Below are 20286 nucleotides of genomic sequence, written 5' to 3'. Positions count from 1 at the left end.
GCCGGACACCGAGAGAGCACGTCGACACATTTGCCTTCCGCCGGCCACGCCCGCGACGCTCCGTTCGGACCACCACGACTCCTTCCGATGCGCTCGCGCCCGAGACCAACTCCCCACCGCAAAGGCCCAGTTACTCGCCCTGCCGCAGCACCCCTCAGTTGGCCCATGGCACGGTCGCTCCCCGAACATCGATGGTTCGCCAGCGCTGCTCTGCGCCCGCTATAAAGGGCGGACCCACAAGTCACTTCGGGGGAATCTCTTCATGACGACTCATGCCGTCGCCCGTCTGACGGCGGTCACACAGGGGTACGGGGGCCGCGAGGTCATCGACGGCCTCGACCTGTCCATAGAACCGGGTGTCACGGGTCTGCTGGGCCCCAACGGAGCGGGCAAGACCACCCTGTTCCGTACCCTCGCCACGATCGCGCCGCCCCGGAGCGGAACGCTGGAACTCTTCGGCAGGCCCGTCATCAGCGAACAGGACGCCCGGCAGGCCCGTCGACGCATCGGCTACCTGCCTCAGGACTTCGGCTACTTCCCGGGATTCTCCCTCACGGATTTCGTCCGCTACTGCGCCTGGCTGCGCGAGGTCCCGTCGAAGCGGGCCGACTGCGCCACCCAAGAGGCGCTGGCAGCCGTCGGGTTGGCCGACCGGGCCCGCGACCGCATGAAGTCGCTGTCCGGTGGCATGCTCCGCCGGGCCGGGATCGCCGCGGCGATCGTGGGTTCCCCGTCGCTGCTGCTCCTTGACGAGCCCACGGTCGGCCTCGACCCCGCGCAGCGCCTCGATTTTCGTGAACTCATCCGTTCCCTCGCCCGTGGGGGCGCAGCCGTTGTCCTCAGTACTCATCTCGTCGAGGACGTGGGCGCCGCCTGCGACAGCGTCCTCGTGCTGAGCGGGGGCAGCGTCGTCCACCGGGGTACGCCACGGCAGTTGGCGCAGTTGTCCACGGCCTCGGCCCCGGGCGACAGCCCGCTGGAGCGCGGCTACATGACCGTCCTGAGCAGTCGTGGTCCGGCCGAGGAAGCCGCATGCTGAACGCATACCGCATCGAGCTGCGGCGCTCGCCCCTTCTCACCGCCTTCCCCGTGATGATCGCCGTGGATCTCGTGGTGCTCTTCGGACGGTCCCGGTACTGGATCGGTGTGTGGCCCGAGGCGAGTGTGGCCGCGCAGGTCGGCACGCTGTTCCTGGGCTCGGTTCTGGCAGGTGTCTCCGCCTGGCAGGCCGGCCGGGCCTCCCGGGCGAAGATGCCCGAGTTCCTTCTCGGCGCGGCCCGGCCCGGCTGGCGGATCGAGGCCGTGCGGCTGGCCGCGACACTCACGCTCGGGTTCCTCGCCTACGGCGCCGGGTGTCTCGTCGCCGCGGCGGTCTCGTTCAGAGACGCCGGACCGGGCTTCCTGTGGCCGTCGTACCTGCTGCTCGGGGCATCGACGCTGATCATCTTCGCGTCCGTGGGACACCTGGCCGGTCGCTGGTGGCCTTCGGCAGGGTTCACCCCCGTCGTGTGCGCGCTGGGCTGCTTCATCAGCATGCTGGCCCTGCCGTTCAAGTTCGACGTCCTGGCGGGACCGCCGGACACCCACCTGCGCCCGCTGCCGGTCGCGCTCCGTCTGCTGTGGGCCCTCGCGTTCGCGGTGCTGGCGGTGACAGCACCGGCGCGGCGGAGCAGGTCGGCGGACGACATACCCCTTCGGAGAATGCCTCGGCACGTCCTCGGTGTCGCGGTCGTCTCCGCGATGTGCTGCCTCATCGCCGTGGCCGCGGTTTCGGCCGCCGGCGAACTGAGCGTGCAGCGCCCGGCGTCAGCGGTCACACCGCTGTGCGACCGCGCCGACGAGGGCGCCCCGCGCGTGTGCGTCTGGCCCGAACACCGGAAGTACCTGCCCGATCTGACCCGCATGGCACAGCGCCTCGGCCAGACTGCGACGGCACAGCCCGGCGTCGAAGTGCCCGCCGGATTCTCGGAGTTCGGGCTGCACCGCACCATGCTGGGCGACCGGGGATTCGACATCACCGAAGGGCACGTACGCACCGCCGCGATTGCCATGGCACACGACGTGTTCACTGCCTCGTTCGGCCAATGCCGGCCACCTCCGTCGGAGTTCCGCGCGTGGCAGGCGATCGACAACCTTCAGCTCTGGCTCGAATACCGGTCCATGGGCCAAGACCCGGCCACCGCCGACCAGGGGATTCACACCGAAGGAGGTTCCGAAGCCCAGCGCGAGGCGAGCGGCGCCGCACGCATGTCATCGGCCGAGCAGGAGAAGTGGGTCGCGCGGGAGCACACCCATCTTCTTCGCGATCCTTCCTGGTGTAAGCCCCGTGAACCTCGCTGATCTGCTCCGCTACGCCCGAGTCCACCGGGGCGGGGAAGTTCTCGCCGCAACGGCAGTGGTCGCCCTGGTGTCGGCGCTCTTCGGCGGAACGCACATCGCCCTGCCCTCCATCGGCAGCGGAGGCATTACCACGGGGGTGCCCTACCGTCAGCAACTCCCGCTCCTTTCGGCCGTCTTCCTCACGGCCGCGCTCGACGGAGCGATGTCGGCGCACGATGCGATGGGAGCAGTCGCCATGCACCGGATGCGCGCCGTGTACCGAACCGCACTGGCCCTGGTGGTCTGCGCGCTCTCCTTCACTACGGAGGCGCTGGCCGTAGGGCCGGAGGCCGGCGCCGTCTTCGTACGCTCGGTCCTCATCTGGCTCGGCCTGGCCCTGCTCTCCGTCCGGCTGCTGGGACAACGGCTCAGCTGGGCCGTCCCACTGGCCTCCGCACTCCTCCTGGTCTGGTACCCCCTCAACTGGTGGGACTGGACGGCCACTTCACCCGTCGATGCCTTTAGTTGGACCCTGGCCGCCCTCGCGCTGCTGACCGGTATCACTACGATCGCCGCGACTCCCTGGCGACTGAGGGGCCTCGCACTCAGGACAGGCTTCCTGCGCAGAAGGAGTGCTTCCGCGGATGCACCGCGCCGAGACAGGTCCGCAACCTGAACGGGGACGGTGAGCCCGGTCGGCCCGGCACGAACGGCATCGAGAATTCCCCGAACAGGTCGTGCAGGGCGGGGAGTTCGCCCTCAACGCGGGAGCCCGCTCCTCCGTGCCAGATCGACGACGGTACGCACCGCCGCCGTGACGGCTTCAGGGCGGCTTTCGTGGATGTAGTGGCCGGCCTGGGGCACCACCATGTGTTCGCCACGGACCGCCGTGGCCGCGATCCCGGCCTGCAACGAGGTCCTCGCGCGCGCATGCCCTTCGGCAGACCCTGGCTCGCGCTCAGGACGCGCACGGGCACGTCGGGCAGTTGCGAGCGCGTACGGAGTCGCCGGACAGCCGCGGCGCGGCTGCGGAGCCGCCGGCTCTCCGCCGCGCTGGTGCGCCTTTGGTGCGCCTGCGCGGCGCAGGCCAGTTCTGCCTCGACGAGCAGGCTCCGAGCATGCGGGCCGTCGCTCCTCCGGTCCGCTTCGCGCACCGCCTGCGCCCGACGCGGGCGATCAGCCGATCCGACGGCTCTCCTCAGGGCGGACGGCAGGGCGAGTGCTGACTCGGCTGCGCGGATCGTCCAGGGCTGGAAGTCCTCGTGCGCGGGGTCGACCAGGACCAGGCCGGCTATCAGGTTCGGGTGCCTCCAGGCGACGAGTTGGGCCGGCATGCCACCCCAACTGTGGCCGACCACCACGCATGGCCCGTCTCCCTCGGGGACACCAGCGCTGCCAGGTCGTCGATCCGGGAGTCGATCGTCAGCGGTGCCGCAGGGTCGCTCACGCCGAGCCCGGCTCGGTCGTAGGCGATGACCCGGGTGTGCCGGGCGAGTACCGGCAGGATCGGCGTCCAGGTCAGAGCGGGTGTACCACTGGCCGCGTCCAGGACAACGGCCGGACCGCCGGAACCTGCCTCGACCACCTCAACACCCGTCCTCTGCGGTCCAGTTCACCCCGCTTTACCCCGCTTCACTCCGCCAGGGGTAACAGCGGACGTTGCCTGTGCGATCGCGTCCATCCGTCGAGCCTTTGACGGTTCGGGCTGCGGTGGACCGCAAGATCCGGGAGAACAGCGCTACACAACCGCCGCCCGCCCAGAGGGCCTCCCCCGCACTTCACTCCCGGCGGTCGCGGCGCAGTACCCGGAGGGAGTGCGCCTCCAACGGGAACTCGGTGTCCGGTCCGAACACCGTCTCCTCCTCGTCCGCCGACGGCCTCGCGGTGTCCAGGGCGACGTGCCACTTCTCGCCGTACGCGGCCGGGGGCAGGCGGAATTCGACCGGATCCGTGCTGCTGTTGAACAGGAGCAGGAACGTGTCGTCCGGGAGCGGCCGGCCCTGCGTGTCACGTTCCATCGGCCGATCGGCGCACAGGTACACCGCGAGGGCGTGCGCGTCGCCGCGCTCCCAGTCCGCGTCACCCATCTCCCCCGCGTCGGGCCGCAGCCACACCACCTCGGCCTGCTCCGGTGGGGTGTCCGGGGTGGATCCGACGGGGAAGTGCCGGCGGCGCAGCCCCGGGTGCGCGTGGCGCAGCGCGACCGCCCGCCGGGCGAAGTCGAGCAGTTCGCGCCGCTCGTCATCCAACTCCCAGTCCACCCAGGAGATTTCGCTGTCCTGGCAGTAGGCGTTGTTGTTGCCGCCCTGGGTGCGTCCCAACTCGTCGCCGTGCGCGAGCATCGGCACGCCCTGCGAGAGGAGGAGGGTCGCGATCATGTTGCGCTGCTGGCGCAGGCGCAGCTCCCGTACGCCCGGGTCATCGCTCTCGCCCTCGGCGCCGCAGTTCCAGGACCGGTTGTCGTCGGCACCGTCCCGGTTGTCCTCTCCGTTCGCCTCGTTGTGCTTGCCGTCGTAGCTGACGAGGTCGCGCAACGTGAAACCATCATGCGCCACAACGAAGTTGACGCTTGCTCGGGGCCGTCGCCGATCGTGCTGGTAGAGGTCGGAGGAGCCGGTGAGGCGGGACGCGAAGTCGGCGAGGGTGTTGTCCTCGCCCCGCCAGAAGCCGCGCACGGTGTCCCGGTAGTGACCGTTCCACTCCGACCACAGTGCGGGGAAGTTGCCCACCTGGTAACCGCCGTCCCCGACGTCCCAGGGTTCGGCGATCAGTTTGACCCGGCTGATCACGGGGTCCTGCTGCACCAGGTCGAAGAAGGCGGAGAGGCGGTCCACCTCGTGGAACTGCCGCGCCAAGGTGGCCGCCAGGTCGAACCGGAACCCGTCGACGTGCATCTCGGTCACCCAGTACCGCAACGAGTCCATGATGAGTTGCAGGACGTTGGGGTGCCGCATCAACAGGGAGTTGCCGGTGCCGGTCGTGTCGAAGTAGTGCGCCGGGTCGTCATCGACGAGACGGTAGTACGCGGCGTTGTCGATGCCCCGGAACGACAGCGTCGGCCCCTGCTCATTGCCCTCCGCCGTGTGGTTGAACACCACGTCCAGGATCACCTCGATCCCGGCGGCGTGCAGCGCCTTCACCATCTCCTTGAACTCGGCGACCTGCTGGCCCCGGGTGCCGCCGGCCGCATAGCCGTTGTGCGGCGCGAAGAACCCGATGGTGTTGTAGCCCCAGTAGTTGGAGAGACCGCGGTCGACGAGGAACCCGTCCTGGGTGAACTGGTGCACCGGCATCAACTCGACTGCCGTGACGCCGAGTTCCTTGAGATGCTCGATCACCTCGGGATGGGCGAGGCCGGCATACGTGCCGCGCAGCTCCTCCGGGACGCCCGGATGACGCATCGTCAGGCCACGCACATGTGCCTCGTAGATCACCGACTGGTGGTAGGGGTGGTCCGGCCGCCGGTCCCCCTCCCAGTCGAAGTCCCGGTCCGTGACCACGCCGAACATCCCGTGCCCGGCGCTGTCCAGGCCGTTCAGCGTCCCGGGCTTCTCAGGATCGGTGCTGAGCAGCGAGGGGTCGCCGTCGAGTTGCCCGTCCACGGCCGTGGCGTACGGATCGAGCAGCAGCTTGCTGGGGTCGCAGCGCATCCCCTGGTCGGGCCGGAACGGGCCGTGCACCCGGTAGCCGTACCGCTGCCCGGGGCCCACCCCCGGCAGATAGGCGTGCCAGACCGCGCCGTCCACGTCGGTGAGCGTCACGCGCCGCTCCTCGCCCGCCTCGTCGAACAGGCAGAGCTCCACCCGTTCGGCGACCTCGGAGAAGAGAGCGAAATTGGTTCCGGCGCCGTCGTGGACGGCACCGAGCGGATAAGGACGACCAGGCCACGTCTCCATCCGCGCATCAAAGCACGACAGCCCCGACCATGGAATCCGACGCGACCGCACGTCGATCGGTTACTTCTCCCCCTTCGCCCGAACGTCGGCCGCCTGCCGCCCCCGCTCGACCTGACGTCGGACGACTGCCGGCTCCGGCTCCGGCTCCGGCTCCGGCTCCGCTAGCGATGGCACCCCGGAGGTGGACCCGTGCGCCTGCGCCGTTCAGGCAAGGCTCAGAACGGCGCAGATCTCCTTGCCGCCGGAGGGCAGGGACCTCAGAGAGACCCGGTCGGCGAGGGTCTGCACGATGGACCAGCCATAGCCGCCTTCCGACGGCTGGCAGTCGGGTCGGCTGGGAATCACGGGCAGCCGGTCGCTGTGGTCTGCGACATGGAGAAACAGGCGTCCGTTCTGCACTTCCTGCTTGCAGGCCGACAGCCCTTCACCGTGCCGCACCGCATTCGTGATCAGCTCGGTCACGACGAGGAGCGCGTCGTTGACCCGGTCCTCGGAGGTGGCGGGGGCCGTCTGCCGGATGGCGTCGACGACCTGCGCACGGGCCCGAGCAGTCTCCGGTGCCTCGGCCGTGGTGCAGACGCGCTGATGCATGGTGCTCTCCCTCGGGACGCGGGCCCCCTGCGAGGGGCGACGGAATGCGAGCGGCACGGTTCTGCCGTCACCTATCAGCCTCCCCGCCGCACTCCCCCGGCAGGCGCGGCAGAGGTCCCGATTCCCGGGGTCCATCGGCTTCCGGAAGCGGCATCGCATCTCCACCTATCGGCCGATGCGGCAGGCCGGATGCCTGCCCGTACGATCTAGGCCTCTTTTGGATCCTGTGAGGAGCCCTTCTTGGAAATCTTCCGCTTCGACCGTGCGGAAAAGGCCATCGAGCGCTTCGGCAGTGTGAGCGCCACCGCGTCCCCCATCGCCGCCGGCACGGGGTCCGTGCATGTCACCTGCCTGGCCATCGAGCCCACCGGCACCATCGGCAGCCACCCCGCACCGGTGACCCAGCTCTTCCTGGTCATCGCGGGCGAAGGCTGGGTAGCCGGCCCGGACGGGCGCCGGATCCGCGTCTCAGCCGGCGACGGTGTCCGCTGGGAACCCGGCGAGGAACACGCCTCGGGCACCTCGACCGGCCTCACCGCCCTGGCACTCGAAGGTGCATCCCTCGACCTCTTCACCCCGGACGCGCCCTGACCGCTGGCGGCGTGCAAGTGGCACTGCGGCCGCCGAGTGCGGAAGCAGCCACCCGGTACGCGCTGATCGAGGCGAAGCTGCGCGCGGCAAGCGTGGACGTCCCCCAGTCGGAGACGCGACCGCGGACGCAGTCGTGGTGGTGGCGGACAGATGTGGTCGCCGCTCACGCGGGAGGGTTAAGCGAGTGGGTCCACCATGGCCGAACTGGCCTCCGCATGAGGGGAGTTGAGCCGAGTCACCGTATCGGCACGAGCGCACGTCATCGGCCTGGGGGTACGGACGCATCGTCGCGGGATCTCGTCAGTCGACAGCGGTGTCCCGCTCCAGGCCCACATAGCTCCAGTGCACACCTTGGCGACCGTGCGGGTCCGCACGCTCGCTGAGGTGCACGACGTGCAGGCCCTGGCCACGAGCCAGCTCGACCGTCTCGTCCGCCGAAACGTCGAACATCCGCCGCCCGGCCGGGACGGGGCCGTGCCGAAGGGAGAGGACCACGCGCCCCTGCGGGAGGAGCATCTGCGCGACCGCCCCCATCGCCAACGACCGCTGCTGTGCATCGAGATGCATCCACACGGCCGTCAGAAGAATCAGGTCGAAGCGCGCGCCGCGACCACGCAGAACCCTCATCTCCGGCAGTGAGTCGTCGACCCACTCGATGTCCCGATCGGCATGGATCCGCTGCCCCAGCCTGCGAAGCTCATCGGTGGGCTCGGCAGCGACGACCACGTGTCCCTGACCGGCCAGCGCCGCGGCATCGCGGCCACTGCCCGCGCCGATGTCCAGGATCGTGCCGGGCCGCGAGGGGAACAGGTGCAGTACGTCGCGGTGGACGTCGCCGAAGGTGACGCTCTCGTACTGCTCGACGAGCACGTCGGCGGCTTCGCCATAGCCGGCCGTACTGACAAGGGGCTTCGGATCGACCATTCGCAGAGACTAGCGAGCGCTGCCCGACGGCCCGAAGCCTGGCCGCGCGGCAACGGGCCCGCGGGGGTCGCTGAGGGTGGCCGCCGCGGCCGCCGGCCACCCTCGTACGCTGGTACCTCCGGCGGGGGAGCCGGGGGAACGGGGAGTGGAGCGGATGGCGTTCGGAAGAGACAAGGCGGTCGAGCCCTTCGAGCCGATGCACTGGTCAGAGATGACTCAGTTCACCGTGGGCCGGGCCATGCGGTACACATTCCGCAAGTCGAAGCGGGGAACCGGCCCGCATGCGATCCGGTTCCCCAGGGCCCGCGGGGGCGACCAATACTTGGTGCCCGGCCTCTACATCGTCCCCGCCGCGGGCGACGCGTCCCTCTCCAAGGCGGGCTTCCGTCTCTTCGAGGACGAGGGCGGCCGGCATCTCCTGTGCAGTGCGCTTCCGGACGGCTCCGATCGCTACCGAGTGAGGGACCCCCACGGGCAGGAGCTCGGCTCGGTGCGCCGTACGCCGCTCAGCAGGCGTCTCACCCACCAGGGCCTGTGGCTGGACCCGGTGGGGCACCCGGCCGTAGTGGCCCGCCACAACTGGGCGAGGGATGGCGTACGGGCCGCCATGGGACGGGGCGTGGGCCACGCCGCGGAGAGCCTTCTGGACTCCCTGGTGTCGTTCGGGGACGACGGGGGCTCCGACAGCGGTGCCGCGCCCAAGCCGGCCGTGTGGGCAGTGGAGACGGACGACTCAGAAGGGCAGCTCGGGGAAGCGGTGCTGACCCTTCCGCGGACCGGCCAATTCCCAAGGTGGTACTTCGTCGAGCGGGACAGCCGGCTGGACAAGCGCCTCGCGTTCGCGCTGGTGGTACTGCGCGAGAGCGAAGCCTTCGGCGCCGACCGTCGCTGAACGGCGACTGCGGCACCCCGCTGGACGTGCCGGGCAGCTGGACCAGATAAACCGGATGGGACGGCTGTAGCAGCTGTGGCAGGCGTGGCTGACGTGGCAGATCAGTGGAGCGTGGGTCGGTAGATCAGCTCCTGGATGTGACCATCGAGCGTCCTGTTCTCCACCAGCTCCAGGTCGAAGTCGGCCGCGCCTTGGAAGATCGCGTCCAGACCGGTCCGACCGGTGATGACGGGGAAGAGCGTCACCTGCACGAAGTCGACCAGGCCGGCGGCCATCAACGCCCGGTTCATGGACAGGCTCCCGTGCGAACGCAACGGCACTTCGGATTCCTCCTTGAGCCGGGCCACCACATCGACGGCGTCCCCGCTCACGACGGTGGCGTCCGGCCAGTCGAGAGGCGCCCGTAGCGTGGTCGACACCACGGTCGTCGGCATGTTCCGCATTCGGGTGACCCACTCATCACGCACTTCGCGCTGTTCGTCGCCCGCGGCCAGCATCTCCGCGAAGGCCCGGTAGGTGTTGGCGCCGAAGACCATCCGCCGCTCGGTTCCGTACAACTCGGCGCGGCGGTCCAGCAACTCGGGTCCCTGTTTGCCCCAGTATCCGCTCCAGTCGGCGCTGGCCGCGCCGAAGCCGTCAAGACTGGAGAACACGTCGAAGGTGTAGGTGGCGGCCATGGCGTACTCCTCGGATCGTTTGGTCGGCGGCCTGAACGCGGGCGCGTGAAGTACGGGCGGCAGAGCGCCTGAGGCGTGGCGCGTTCCGCCGGACGTCTCACACAACGTCTTACACATAGACCCCGGACGCCTCCGAAAATCATCGCCACGCCGCGCGCGGTCTCCGAGGGCGGCCGTCAGACGCCACGGCGCCTTCCGACGGGACGTCCCTGACCTGCGCGCGCGTCCGGAGCAGGGACCCGCGCGCGTCCGGGGCAGGCCGAGGTAGGTGAGGGCCAGTCCGACCTGGCTCAGCGCGGCGCTCACCAAGCCGGTCCGGCGAAGGCCTTCGGCGTGCCGCCGCCAGGGGGCTGGCGACGGCATCCGGAATCGAGCCCAGCACGCATCGCATACTGCTCGACCGCGCACGTCATCGGGCGTGGGAGAGCCCTCGGTGCCTGGGCGGCGTCCCCCGAAGCTGCACGGCACCGCCCGTCTGGGCGACTTCACCGCGCTGCGCCTCGCAGGTCAATACGCTCCCGGGTGAAGCAAGTTCATATTTCAATGATTGGAACGGGGGTCCTGCCGCCGTTCCGCTCACTGGAACGGCGGCAAGAGTGAGTCCCCTTGGGCGCGCCCGTAAGGCGTGTGGTGCCTCATGCCATACGGGGCTTACTGCGTCGGAGCGTCGGCCGACGCGATGTCCCACGCGACGCGGGCGGCCTTGTCCACCAGTGCGACCAGGTCGGGAGCGGAGGAGTCCTGGCTCAAGTGCCGGAATTCCGTGCCCAAGGTGATCGCGAGCCGCTCCGGAAGCCCCAGTCCCGGATAGCGCCCTTCCTTGAGCAGAATGCGTACGGCGTCGGCCGCGGTCCGCCCCTGGGCGTGCAGCAGCTGCGCCTGGCCGACGAGGTCGTCGAGGTATGCCTGGTGCGTCCGCAGGGCGTCGGCGTTCATGAGCGGTCCGTGGCCGGGCACGATCCACTCCGGGTCGAGTGCCAGGATCCGTGCGCAGGCGGCCGAGACCCGCTCGATGGGGCCGGCCCAGTGGCAGGGGTGGTCGCCGGCGAAGACGATGTCACCCGCGAACACCACGCGCTGCTCGGGCAGATGAACGATCAGGTCACCGACGGTATGGGCGGGCCCCACCTCGATCAGCTCGACGGGTATGGCGCCGACCTCGATGTCGTGCCGGCCGGTGAAGGTGGTGGTCGGAGGAACCACTCGTATGCCCGAGAAGTCGAACTGCCCGAAGTGCCTGCGGAAGTACCAGCCCAGGGGCTGCTCCGGGTCGCTGTCACGGCTCAGCGCGGCGAGTTGCTGAGGAGTCGGCTCAAGGCACTGGTGTTCCAGGGCGGCTTGAGTGGCGATGATCTCGGCGTCGGGAAGTTGTTGCAGGCCCCAGGTGTGGTCGCCGTTGGCGTGGGTGACGGCGACCCGGTTCAGCGCTGTGTGGCCGACCGCCGTGCGAGCGGCGTCGAGGAACTCGTCGGTCAGGGCCGGGGTATAAGGCGTGTCGATCACCAGCGCCTCGCCCTCGGAGGCGATCAGACCGCAGTTGGCGAGCCCCCATCCCCCGTCCTGGCCGGGCCGCCACGCGTATGTTCCGGGGGCGATCTGTTGCAGTTCAGAAACACGTGTCATGGGAATGCATTGTGGTCCCGGCGGGCGGTCCGGCGAAAGTTGCCGCCTCGCGGGACCCGCCTGGCGGGACCCACCTGGCGGGTCCCGCCTTCAGGGCTTGGCGTCGAACACCAGGAAGAAGAACCGCGCGCCCGGGCTCAGGAGCGGCTGCGCGGTGCACATCGTGACGTTGCCTCGCTGTGAGGGGGCGTGCCGGTCGCAGCACCGGTCCCGGGTGTCGGGGCTGTTCGGCGGGACCACGTAGGCCGCGTGGCGCATGGTGCGGGTGTCGCCGTCGGGATGGACGTAGGCGATGCTGCGGCGGTAGATCGGGCCCGCGACCGGGTCTTCGTTGACTTCGTGGTCGAGCCGCTGGAGGTCCTCGTTGTCGGGATAGGAGGCCACAGCGGTGCGCAGTTGTGCCGCCACCGGCACGGCCCATTGCTGTTCCCAGTCGACCAAGTGATGTTCGCGCGCGTCCTCACGGAGCAGCATCCAGCGCATCAGGTTCCGTTCCGGCAGACGCGGGGGCCGGCCCACTTCCTGGGGGAACATCGAGATGAAGTCCTGGTTGGCCGCCAGGACGTTCCAGGCGACGTCATTGATGTAACAGGGCTGGCCGGAGACCTGGTTGACGGCCTTCTGCCACGCCGGCCCCACGTTCTTTCCCGCCGCGGGGTCCATGGGGATGGGCGGCTCGTAACCCAGCGAATAGATGTAGAGCGCGGCGCGCTCGCGCTCCGCCATGCGCAGCACCCGGGCCACGGCGTCGAGGAACTCCCGACTGGGCGCCGTCATCTCTCCTCGCTCAAGGAGGCCGTAGGTGCGTTCCGTCACGAAGAGTGCCTGTGCCACCTGCGCCTGTGACAGCCCGGGAGACCGCCGACCCCGACCGGTCCGCTTGGGTATGCCAAGCTCCGACGGGTCTATCTCAGCGCGCTTCCCCTGCAACAACTGCTGTAGAGCAGCCCTGTTGTTCATGCCGTATCCCCTCCCCGACGTTCCCGCCGCGGTCGGCCGCGGCGAATTACCGGAAGCTCCCTTTCCTGAAATTCGCAGACCTGAAAATTCAGAGCCTGGTGAACGGGATCTTGTCCGGGAACACTCGACCCCTGGGCCGAACGTGCGTTGTGGGAGACGCACTGGTCCCTTACCGCGAGGGGGAGTTCGCGTTGCTGCACCCTGCTGTCACAGCACCCGACCGCACCGTCGGCGCCGTGGGCCGCACCATGGCGGTGCTCCGTGCGCTGAGTCGGCTCGGTCCCGCTGAACAGCCGTTGGCCGCGATCGCCGAGGCGGCGGAACTTCCCGCTGCCACCGCTCACCGATATCTCCGGGCCCTGGTTCGCGACGGTGCCGTCGTACAGCGGGGGCCGCGCGCTGCGTACACGCTGGTCGACGCCCTGCACCGTGCCCCCTTTGCTCGTGCGGCCGACCCATCAACGGCGGCTGATGCCCCCTCACCTGCGGTGAAGGCTGAACTGGTCACACTACAGTCGAGGACGGGTCAGATCGTATTCGTTTACCGTCCCCATTTGATCGGCGCTCCGCGGAGGAACTGCGTGGAGCGGGTATACGGCGCGCACGGCGAGGAATTGCTGACGGCTTCGCAGAAGGCTCTGCGGGCTCTTGAGTCGGCGCCGCTCGAAGCCGACGCCGCGGGACTCGCGATCCTTGCCTGCCTCGGCACCGCGACCGGCACCAGGAGCGACGTTTCGCGCATCCGCCAGGAGGGACATGCGGTAGGGCCTTCCCCGCTGCCGGGCCGAGTCATGGTCGCAGCCCCCTTCTGGTACGGCTCGGCAGTGGCCGGGTCGGTGGCGCTGCTCCCCGTCGAGGCCCAGATGCGAAGGGAGGCCATCCGCGCCCGGTACGTCGCCGCCACCATGGACACCGCTGCCGCGCTGAGCGGCCACCTGACCCGCTCGGGAGCCCGTCGAGCCGGCTGACGGACCGCGGCCCGGGCCTAGATCGACGCCAGGCACGCCGCGGTACCAGCCGACACCAGAGGCGGAGAAGGGCTCATGCCCTTCTCCGCCTCTGGTGCGCATTCCCCTGTCACTCAGCACTGATCACCGGCGGCCACCCCCACGGCCGCGATGAAGCCCCACTTCGGCGCATCCGGGTCGCCATGCACCCGATACCGGCCTTACGAGGCCACCTCTCCGAGGCTGCCCCTCCGAGGCCGCCCCTCCGAGACTTCCCCTCCAAGGCCGCCCCTCCAAGGCTGCCGCCGTCACCAACGGCCCCGGCCGCGAGCGTGGCTTTCGGCCGTCTGCCAGGACCACAGCCGGTGCGTCGCACGCGCCCCAGCGGGAGCCGACCGCCGCCAGGCCGGAAGGAAACCCTCCGCAGGGCGACAGGGCCGAGGAGCCAGGGGCACGGCCCCACCCTGCTCCGGCCCGCCTCGGGCAGCGTGCCCCGGGTCGAGCCGTGAATAATGGCCGCCGAGGGTCGGATGATTTTTCCACTGAAATACCCACTGCTTAAAGGGTATTGATCACTTGCCGTCGATCTGCTAGGAGGGCAGGCACCCCGTGGACAAGGCTGCACTCAAGAACTTGCTGGAACAGAAGCGGGCCGAAATCCGTCCGGAGGACATGGGTCTCCCCCGCCCATCCGCCCGCCAGGGCCGTCGGGCACCCGGCCTGACGCAAAGTCAGATCGAGCGTCTCCTCAACCGGGCCGACGGGGTCTACCAGCGCCTTGAGTCCGGCCGCTACGCCAACCCGCCCGCCGACCTGATCCAGGACGTGGCCCGACTGCTGGGCATGAACGAGCACGAGTGGGACGCCTTGTGGCGCTACGCGACCGGCACCGAAGCCCCCCACCCGCTGCACCCGAGTTCAGGACAGACGGTCTCCGACGTGTGGCTCAACGTCCTGCCGCATTTCAGCGACATGGCGTACATCAACAACGAGAGCTGGGAGGTCCTCGGCGGCAACGACGTCTGGAAACGGCTGTTCCCCGACCACACGCCTCCGCAGAACACCATGCGGTGGATGCTGCTGCATCCGGACGCCCACAGGATCCTCACCGACTGGGAGACCGCCTGGGCCCCACTGGTCATCCCACAGTTGCGTGCGGCCCTTGCCTCGCGCCCGGACGACGAGATCCTCCGGACGATCGAGAAGGACGTACTCGCAGATCCCGTCGTCGGCCCGCTCTACAAGTCGGTCCCGGACCGTTTCGTGACGCTCGACGGCGATGAACGGCCCCTGCTGCACCCCGAGCACGGCCCTTCCTGGGTCACCGTGTGCGCTGCCGAACCCGTGGGCAGCCCAGGGGCGCGACTGATCATCCTGCGTCTTTCCTCCGAGTCAAGACTGGGCAATCCAACGCCACAACTCAAGCCGGAAGCCGGCATATAAAGCTGCATATGACGCTGCATATGACGGTGTTTTGCATGCAGTTGCCGGCCGAATCGGACTACGACACTCGGGAACCACATGCGCCCCAGCTACGTATCACGCCCCGCCGTCTTCCTCCCCGAACACCGGATCAGCACCGACGAGATCATCCACGACATCGCAGCACACCACCCCGGCCATCCCCGCCTGCGGGCCCTGCGGCGCATCATCGAGAACACGACCGTGACCAGCCGGCACTTCACCCGCCCCCTGGCCTCGGACGTCATCTCGGGCACCGCCGGCCTGGAAGCACGTGTCGCCGCGGCCTTCGCCGACGCCCTGTCGATGGCCGAACGCGCGGCACGCCGGACACTCGACGACAACGGTCTCAAAGCCACTGACATCGACGCCGTGGTGACCAGTCACTCCACCTCGTGGGCCGTCCCCCAGCTGGACATCCGCCTCATCGGCTCGCTCGGCATGAAGCCGACGACGCGCCATCAGTCCCACACCACACTTGCCTGCGCAGGAGGCACCCAGTCGTTGATCGGGGCCGCTCAGACAGCAGCAACGCTGCCCCGCGGGGCGAAAGTCCTCGTCGTGGTCTCGGAAGTCATCAGCAGCGTCTACAACCACGCGGACGACAGCATCGAGTCCATGGTCTACAAGGCACTGTTCGGCGATTCCGCGGCTGCCTGCATCGTGTCGGACACTCCCCTGGGACCGGGCCTGCGCATCGAGGATTCCTGGCAGTACCTGCTGCCCGACAGCATCGACCGCTACAGCGGGCGCCTGGACCCCACCGGGCTGCATTTCGACAGCTCAAAAGAAGCGCCCAGAGCCGCAGCGGAGGTCATGGGCCCGCTGGTCGACTGGCTCGGACCCTGGCGCCCCACCGTTCCCGTCATCCACCCGGGAGGTCCCGGCATCATCGACACGGTGTCCGCGAGCCTCGGCCTGGACCCGCAAGCGGCCAGGCATTCCCGCGACAGCCTGGCGGAGAACGGCAATCTGGGAGGCGCGGCCGTACTCGACGTTCTCCGGCGGACCCACCGCGATCCCCCGGCGCCCGGAGACGGGGCGCTCATGGTGGCGTTCGGCCCCGGGTTCTTCGGGGTGGCCTGCCGCGGAACCTGGCTCAACTGATGTTCCGGTCAACGGAACACTCGCCTCATCCCGGTTTCGCCCCCTGAAATATGAACTGCTCCGCGCAGTCGTGGGTTGCCGTGCAGCCGTCCCACGGGGTGAAGTACTTCTTGTCGGCGCGTCGGGGGACACACGGGGGAGCGCCGCTCAAGCACGGCCGCACATGCACGGGAGACACCTCCTGTGCCCGATGGCCGTGCACGGTCGAGCAGCACGCCTCGCGTGGCTGGACTCGATTCCGGATGCCGCCGCCGACCTCCTGGCGGCGGCATCCGTTTGCCATCCGACGGACCGGTGCGTCATTTCGGTGAATGGAACGGCCGCCGCGTTTCATTCCGCGCATCGAGACAGGGCGGGTGTTCGCGACCGTCCGCCTTGCCGCCCGCCCCCACGGCGCGATGAAGTACGGGAGTCGACGCGCCGGGTGCACCGGGGGGGCGTCGCACAGGCACCGAGGGCACTCCCACGCTGGCCTACGTGCGCAGTCGTGCAGCAATGCCGGACAGCACGATTGCGGGGGCTGTCGCCGTTCCCCCGGGGACGGCCCCCACTCGGGGCGGCCTCCGTTTCGGACACGAAACGGAGGCCGCCGGCCTCAACCAACTGACGAGACGTCAGGATTCAGGTGACGCCGGCAGGCGTCCCCCCTCGGTGAACCAGTGCCGTCGTACGGCATCCGTCGGCGTGGGGTCGCCGAGGGCGTCACGGCCCCAGACCGCCAAGGCTTCGACGACCTCGCGCAGCGCCAGGCCACGCGGAGTGAGCGTGTACACCATCCCGCTGGCAGGCCGCTCCAGCTGGCGCCGCTCGACCAGACCATCGCCCTGTAGTTGCTTGAGGCGTGCGGCCAGGACATCGGTGGAGACGCCCGGAAGGTCTGCGTGCAGGTCGGTGTAGCGCCGCGGCCCGTGCAGCAGCTCACGGACGATCAGGAGGCTCCAGCGCTCCCCCACCGCGTCCAGGGCACGGGCCACCGCGCAGTACTGGTCGTAGCTCCGGTGTGGCATGACGGACAGCATAGCCGAGGGGTTGGACTTTCCAAGTAGCCACTTGGTAGAACAAAGCAATCACGCGGGTGCGGGTGACATCACCAGTGACAGTGACAGTGACAGTGACGGTCGGGAGGCCACTGATGGAGTTTCGGCAGTCCAGCAAGCTGAAAGACGTGTGCTACGAGATCCGGGGCCCCGTGGTCGACCAGGCCAACGCCCTTGAGGAGGCCGGGCACAGCGTCCTGCGGCTGAACACGGGCAACCCCGCACCGTTCGGCTTCGAGGCGCCGGAGGAGATCCTCCAGGACATCATCCGCAACCTGCCCCAGGCCCACGGATACAGCGACGCACGGGGCATTCTGCCCGCCCGACGCGCGGTGGTGCAGTACTACCAGCAGCGCGGTGTCGCGGGTGTGACGGTCGATGACGTCTACCTCGGCAACGGGGCTTCCGAGTTGATCCAGATGGCCGTTCAGGCACTGGTCGACGACGGCGACGAAGTGCTGGTGCCGGCCCCGGACTTCCCACTGTGGACAGCGGTGGTACGCCTCGCCGGCGGCCGTGCCGTGCACTACATGTGCGACGAGGACGCCGACTGGTACCCGGACCTCGACGACATCGCCGCGAAGATCACCGACCGCACCAAGGCCATCGTCGTCATCAATCCCAACAACCCCACCGGCGCGGTCTATTCGAAGGAGCTCCTGGAAGGAATCCTCGAACTCGCCCGGCGGCACGGGCTCATGGTGCTCGCGGACGAGATCTACGACAAGATCCTCTACGACGACGCCGAGCACCACTGCCTGGCCGCGCTCGCCGACGACGTGCTGACCCTTACGTTCAACGGCCTCTCCAAGGCGTACCGGGTGGCCGGGTTCCGCAGCGGCTGGCTGGTCGTTTCCGGCCCCAAGGGGCAGGCCAGGGACTACCTCGAAGGCCTGTCCATGCTGGCCGGAATGCGGCTGTGCCCGAACGTTCCGGCGCAGTACGCGGTCCAGGCCGCGCTCGGCGGCCACCAGTCGATCCACGACCTCACACTGCCCACGGGCAGGCTCACCGAGCAGCGCGACGTAGCCTGGCGAGCACTGAACGACATCCCGGGCGTGAGCTGCGTCAAGCCCAAGGGTGCCCTGTACGCATTCGCCAAGCTCGATCCTGCGGTGCACAAGATCGTCGACGACGAGCGTTTCGTCCTGGACCTGTTGCTGCGCGAGAAGATCCACATCGTGCAGGGCACCGGCTTCAACTGGCCCCGGCCGGATCACTTCCGCTTCGTCACACTCCCCCGCACCAGCGACCTGGAGACCGCGATCAGCCGCATCGGCCGTTTCCTCGCCACCTATCGCCAGTAGCACGTTGGCGATCGCCCCCACCGTCTGCCGCGTCAGTGGTCCTCGATGCCGCCGCTCTGCCCCAAGTTCCAGCGGGGCGCGGCATTGTGGGCCTCGCTGAGAGGAGAAGCAGTGGAGCGAGCACACCTCACCTGAGTGCCGTGGGTCGCCGGACACTCAAGCGCGGATGGAGAAACGACCGGCCCCTGCGCATATCCGCCACACCGAGAGCCCGAAGAAAGGGCTACCGCTGGGCCCGAGCAAGCTGCTAAATTGCACCCGTTCGCCTTCGGCGCCCCAAGTAGGTGCGCGCGGAGGCTTTTTTCATGCCTTCTGCCACACCTGTCCCTACCGCCCTTCCCACCACCAGCTACCGTGCCCTGCTCCGCAACCGCGAGTTCGCGGGGCTGTACTCCAGCTTCACCCTGACGGTCACCGCGAACACCCTGTCGGGCTTCGCCCTCGGCATGCTGGTCAGCCACCAGACCAGATCCCCGTTCCTGACAGCCGTGAGCATGTACGGCGCCACGTTCGCGACGGTGCTCGGCGCCTTGACGCTGATGTCGGTCGCGGACGGAAACCGACCGCGGCGAACCCTCTTGGCGCTCCAGTGCGTCTCGCTCGTGGGCGTCGCCGCACAAGCGATTCCGGGCCTTCCGCTGCCCGTCCGCTTCGGACTGCTCCTCGTGCTGGGCTTCTTCCAGTCGCTCGGGACCGGAACACGGATGGGTCTGCTCGCCGAAGTGGTGCCGAACTCCGCCTACGCACTGGCACGTTCGCTGCTGAACATCACCTCGGGCGGCATGGCCATCCTCGGCTACGCCATCGGCGCCGTGCTTCTGCGATACCTGAGTCCGCAGGAGGTCTTCACCACCGCGACGGTCCTGACCGGAGTCGCGTTGCTCATCGTGGCGGCCACCGTCCGGGAACACTCGATCCGTCTGACCCGCCGCCCCGGGCTGCGCCAGACCTGGACAGCCAACATCGCCCTGTTCTCTCACTCCGGGCAACGCGCTCTACTGCTGAACCTGTGGGTCCCGAACGGCCTGATCGTCGGCTGCGAGGCACTGTTCATCTCGTACGCCCCGCACAACGCCGGCACTCTCCTGGCCGCTGGATCGGCAGGCATGCTCGTCGGCGACCTGACCGTCGGACGACTGCTCTCGGCTGAGCGGCGGCGCCGCTGCGCCTTCGCGCTGCGCCTGCTGCTCGCCGTGCCATACCTACTGTTCGCCGCCCATCCTCCGCTACTCCCCGCGGCCTTCGCGGTGTTCGTCGCCAGTGCCGGGTTCGCCGCCACCCTGCCACTCCAGGAGCAGCTTCTCGCGTTGACCCCGGACCCGGTACGTGGCCAGGTCCAGGGGGTCGAGTCGGCCGGCCGGATGACCTGGCAGGGCATCGGGGCCGCGATCGCCGGTGGCGCTGCCCAGTACCTCACGCCCGGCGTGACCATCACGGCCGTGGCGGCCGTCTCCGTCGCCGTCACCGTCTTCACCCGGCCCCTTGTGCTCCGCGCCCAAGCCGTCCGCATCGGCGCGGAGGCTCCCGCGGACAACGCATGAGCCCGCCGAACCGCACCCGGCGGCCCGTCACAGCGGCCGGAGCGCCGTTCCCCCGCCCATGTGCGCATCGGAAGCGGATGTCGGCGGTTCAAGGGAAGAGGGACGAGGCCCAGGTCAAAAATGGCTCTGGTGTGGCGCGTGCCCTTCCCGACCCCAGGCAGGGCACGCGAACCGTCTCCAGCACCGGTTCGACCTGCGGCAAGGCTCCCCACTGCCCTGCTGTCACCACGACCGACAGGAGACTTGCCCCTGCTGGACAGCCCAGAGATGCAGCTTGCCGGTGAACCCATCCGCGAATCCATCCGCGCGAGCACCGTCGATCAGCTGCGCCGAAGTCAGGGGCCTTTGGCCCCTAGGCCGTGTCCGTAAAGTCGATGGTTCGTTGCTCCGTTCGTGGTGCGTCGACATGAACT

19 protein-coding genes and 1 pseudogene are annotated in these 20286 nt (G+C 69.0%); 11 read left to right on the top strand and 9 right to left on the bottom strand.

Features of this window, described 5'->3' with window-relative positions; all coding sequences use genetic code 11:
* Positions 1-262: 262 nt before the first annotated feature.
* The 3 genes from CG740_RS34105 to CG740_RS34095 are packed head-to-tail and all read left to right on the top strand — an operon-like array spanning position 263 to position 2995.
* Positions 263-1039, top strand: coding sequence for an ATP-binding cassette domain-containing protein (locus tag CG740_RS34105; RefSeq protein ID WP_199846654.1), 777 nt, complete (start codon positions 263-265; stop codon positions 1037-1039).
* On the top strand, positions 1033-2340 hold the full coding sequence (locus CG740_RS34100; protein WP_100579190.1) for a DUF7224 domain-containing protein: 1308 nt from the start codon (positions 1033-1035) through the stop codon (positions 2338-2340). The genes CG740_RS34105 and CG740_RS34100 overlap by 7 nt, the downstream gene beginning before the upstream one ends.
* Positions 2327-2995 (top strand): hypothetical protein, encoded by a 669-nt coding sequence (locus CG740_RS34095; protein ID WP_234376644.1) that lies wholly within the window; start codon positions 2327-2329, stop codon positions 2993-2995. Before CG740_RS34100 ends, CG740_RS34095 begins: the two co-directional genes overlap by 14 nt.
* On the opposite strand, the gene CG740_RS42020 is transcribed toward CG740_RS34095, so the two are convergent.
* The 4 genes from CG740_RS42020 to CG740_RS34080 form a co-directional block, all read right to left on the bottom strand.
* Complete coding sequence (locus CG740_RS42020) at positions 2925-3653, bottom strand: hypothetical protein (protein ID WP_442802867.1); 729 nt, start codon at positions 3651-3653, stop codon at positions 2925-2927. The genes CG740_RS34095 and CG740_RS42020 overlap by 71 nt on opposite strands.
* Entirely contained in the window at positions 3614-3904 is a 291-nt protein-coding gene (locus CG740_RS41255; protein ID WP_234376643.1) for an alpha/beta fold hydrolase, read from the bottom strand. Before CG740_RS41255 ends, CG740_RS42020 begins: the two co-directional genes overlap by 40 nt.
* A gap of 193 nt (positions 3905-4097) precedes the next feature.
* Positions 4098-6215, bottom strand: a complete 2118-nt coding sequence (glgX, locus tag CG740_RS34085) for a glycogen debranching protein GlgX (RefSeq protein ID WP_100579188.1) — start codon at positions 6213-6215, stop codon at positions 4098-4100.
* Positions 6216-6419: 204 nt separating this feature from the next.
* Complete coding sequence (locus CG740_RS34080) at positions 6420-6806, bottom strand: ATP-binding protein (RefSeq protein WP_159030477.1); 387 nt, start codon at positions 6804-6806, stop codon at positions 6420-6422.
* Between the two features lie 240 nt (positions 6807-7046).
* Here CG740_RS34080 and CG740_RS34075 point away from each other — a divergent pair, with 240 nt between their 5' ends.
* Positions 7047-7397 (top strand): cupin domain-containing protein, encoded by a 351-nt coding sequence (locus tag CG740_RS34075; RefSeq protein WP_100579186.1) that lies wholly within the window; start codon positions 7047-7049, stop codon positions 7395-7397.
* Between the two features lie 300 nt (positions 7398-7697).
* On the opposite strand, the gene CG740_RS34070 is transcribed toward CG740_RS34075, so the two are convergent.
* Positions 7698-8321: a class I SAM-dependent methyltransferase gene (locus tag CG740_RS34070; RefSeq protein ID WP_100579185.1), complete on the bottom strand. Its 624-nt coding sequence runs from the start codon at positions 8319-8321 to the stop codon at positions 7698-7700.
* Positions 8322-8475: 154 nt separating this feature from the next.
* Here CG740_RS34070 and CG740_RS34065 point away from each other — a divergent pair, with 154 nt between their 5' ends.
* The gene (locus CG740_RS34065) at positions 8476-9213 is read left to right on the top strand and encodes a hypothetical protein (RefSeq protein ID WP_159030476.1); all 738 of its coding nucleotides are present in this window, start codon (positions 8476-8478) and stop codon (positions 9211-9213) included.
* A gap of 101 nt (positions 9214-9314) precedes the next feature.
* Here CG740_RS34065 and CG740_RS34060 read toward each other — a convergent pair whose 3' ends face one another.
* The 3 genes from CG740_RS34060 to CG740_RS34050 form a co-directional block, all read right to left on the bottom strand.
* Complete coding sequence (locus CG740_RS34060; RefSeq protein ID WP_100579183.1) at positions 9315-9890, bottom strand: dihydrofolate reductase family protein; 576 nt, start codon at positions 9888-9890, stop codon at positions 9315-9317.
* Positions 9891-10541: 651 nt separating this feature from the next.
* Complete coding sequence (locus CG740_RS34055; RefSeq protein WP_100579182.1) at positions 10542-11513, bottom strand: MBL fold metallo-hydrolase; 972 nt, start codon at positions 11511-11513, stop codon at positions 10542-10544.
* 90 nt (positions 11514-11603) lie between these two features.
* On the bottom strand, positions 11604-12473 hold the full coding sequence (locus CG740_RS34050; RefSeq protein WP_100579181.1) for an MmyB family transcriptional regulator: 870 nt from the start codon (positions 12471-12473) through the stop codon (positions 11604-11606).
* A 248-nt stretch (positions 12474-12721) separates the two neighbouring features.
* Between CG740_RS34050 and CG740_RS41250 the strand changes: the two are divergent.
* The 4 genes and pseudogenes from CG740_RS41250 to CG740_RS34035 all read left to right on the top strand — a co-directional run.
* Positions 12722-12802: pseudogene (locus tag CG740_RS41250) on the top strand (helix-turn-helix domain-containing protein); the annotation flags it as partial.
* Positions 12803-13054: 252 nt separating this feature from the next.
* A complete protein-coding gene (locus tag CG740_RS41245; protein ID WP_234376652.1) occupies positions 13055-13441 on the top strand; it encodes a hypothetical protein in 387 nt (128 codons plus the stop codon).
* A 588-nt stretch (positions 13442-14029) separates the two neighbouring features.
* Entirely contained in the window at positions 14030-14863 is an 834-nt protein-coding gene (locus CG740_RS34040; RefSeq protein WP_234376641.1) for an MmyB family transcriptional regulator, read from the top strand.
* A gap of 78 nt (positions 14864-14941) precedes the next feature.
* Positions 14942-15988, top strand: a complete 1047-nt coding sequence (locus CG740_RS34035; protein WP_100579180.1) for a PhlD — start codon at positions 14942-14944, stop codon at positions 15986-15988.
* A 614-nt stretch (positions 15989-16602) separates the two neighbouring features.
* Here the strand turns inward: CG740_RS34035 and CG740_RS34030 are convergent.
* Entirely contained in the window at positions 16603-16995 is a 393-nt protein-coding gene (locus CG740_RS34030; protein ID WP_100579265.1) for a winged helix-turn-helix transcriptional regulator, read from the bottom strand.
* Positions 16996-17120: 125 nt separating this feature from the next.
* Between CG740_RS34030 and CG740_RS34025 the strand changes: the two genes are divergently transcribed.
* Together CG740_RS34025 and CG740_RS34020 are read left to right on the top strand one after the other, a co-directional pair.
* Positions 17121-18332: a pyridoxal phosphate-dependent aminotransferase gene (locus CG740_RS34025; protein ID WP_100579179.1), complete on the top strand. Its 1212-nt coding sequence runs from the start codon at positions 17121-17123 to the stop codon at positions 18330-18332.
* A 305-nt stretch (positions 18333-18637) separates the two neighbouring features.
* Positions 18638-19873 (top strand): hypothetical protein, encoded by a 1236-nt coding sequence (locus CG740_RS34020; protein ID WP_100579178.1) that lies wholly within the window; start codon positions 18638-18640, stop codon positions 19871-19873.
* Positions 19874-20286: the final 413 nt, after the last annotated feature.

Origin of the sequence: Streptomyces sp. CB01201 (genome assembly GCF_002803085.1) — a bacterium.
In the GTDB taxonomy this organism is placed as follows: Bacteria; Actinomycetota; Actinomycetes; order Streptomycetales; family Streptomycetaceae; genus Streptomyces; species Streptomyces hundungensis.
The sequence above is the reverse complement of the archived record's forward strand: the minus strand, read 5'-3'. Positions and strand labels throughout refer to the sequence as shown.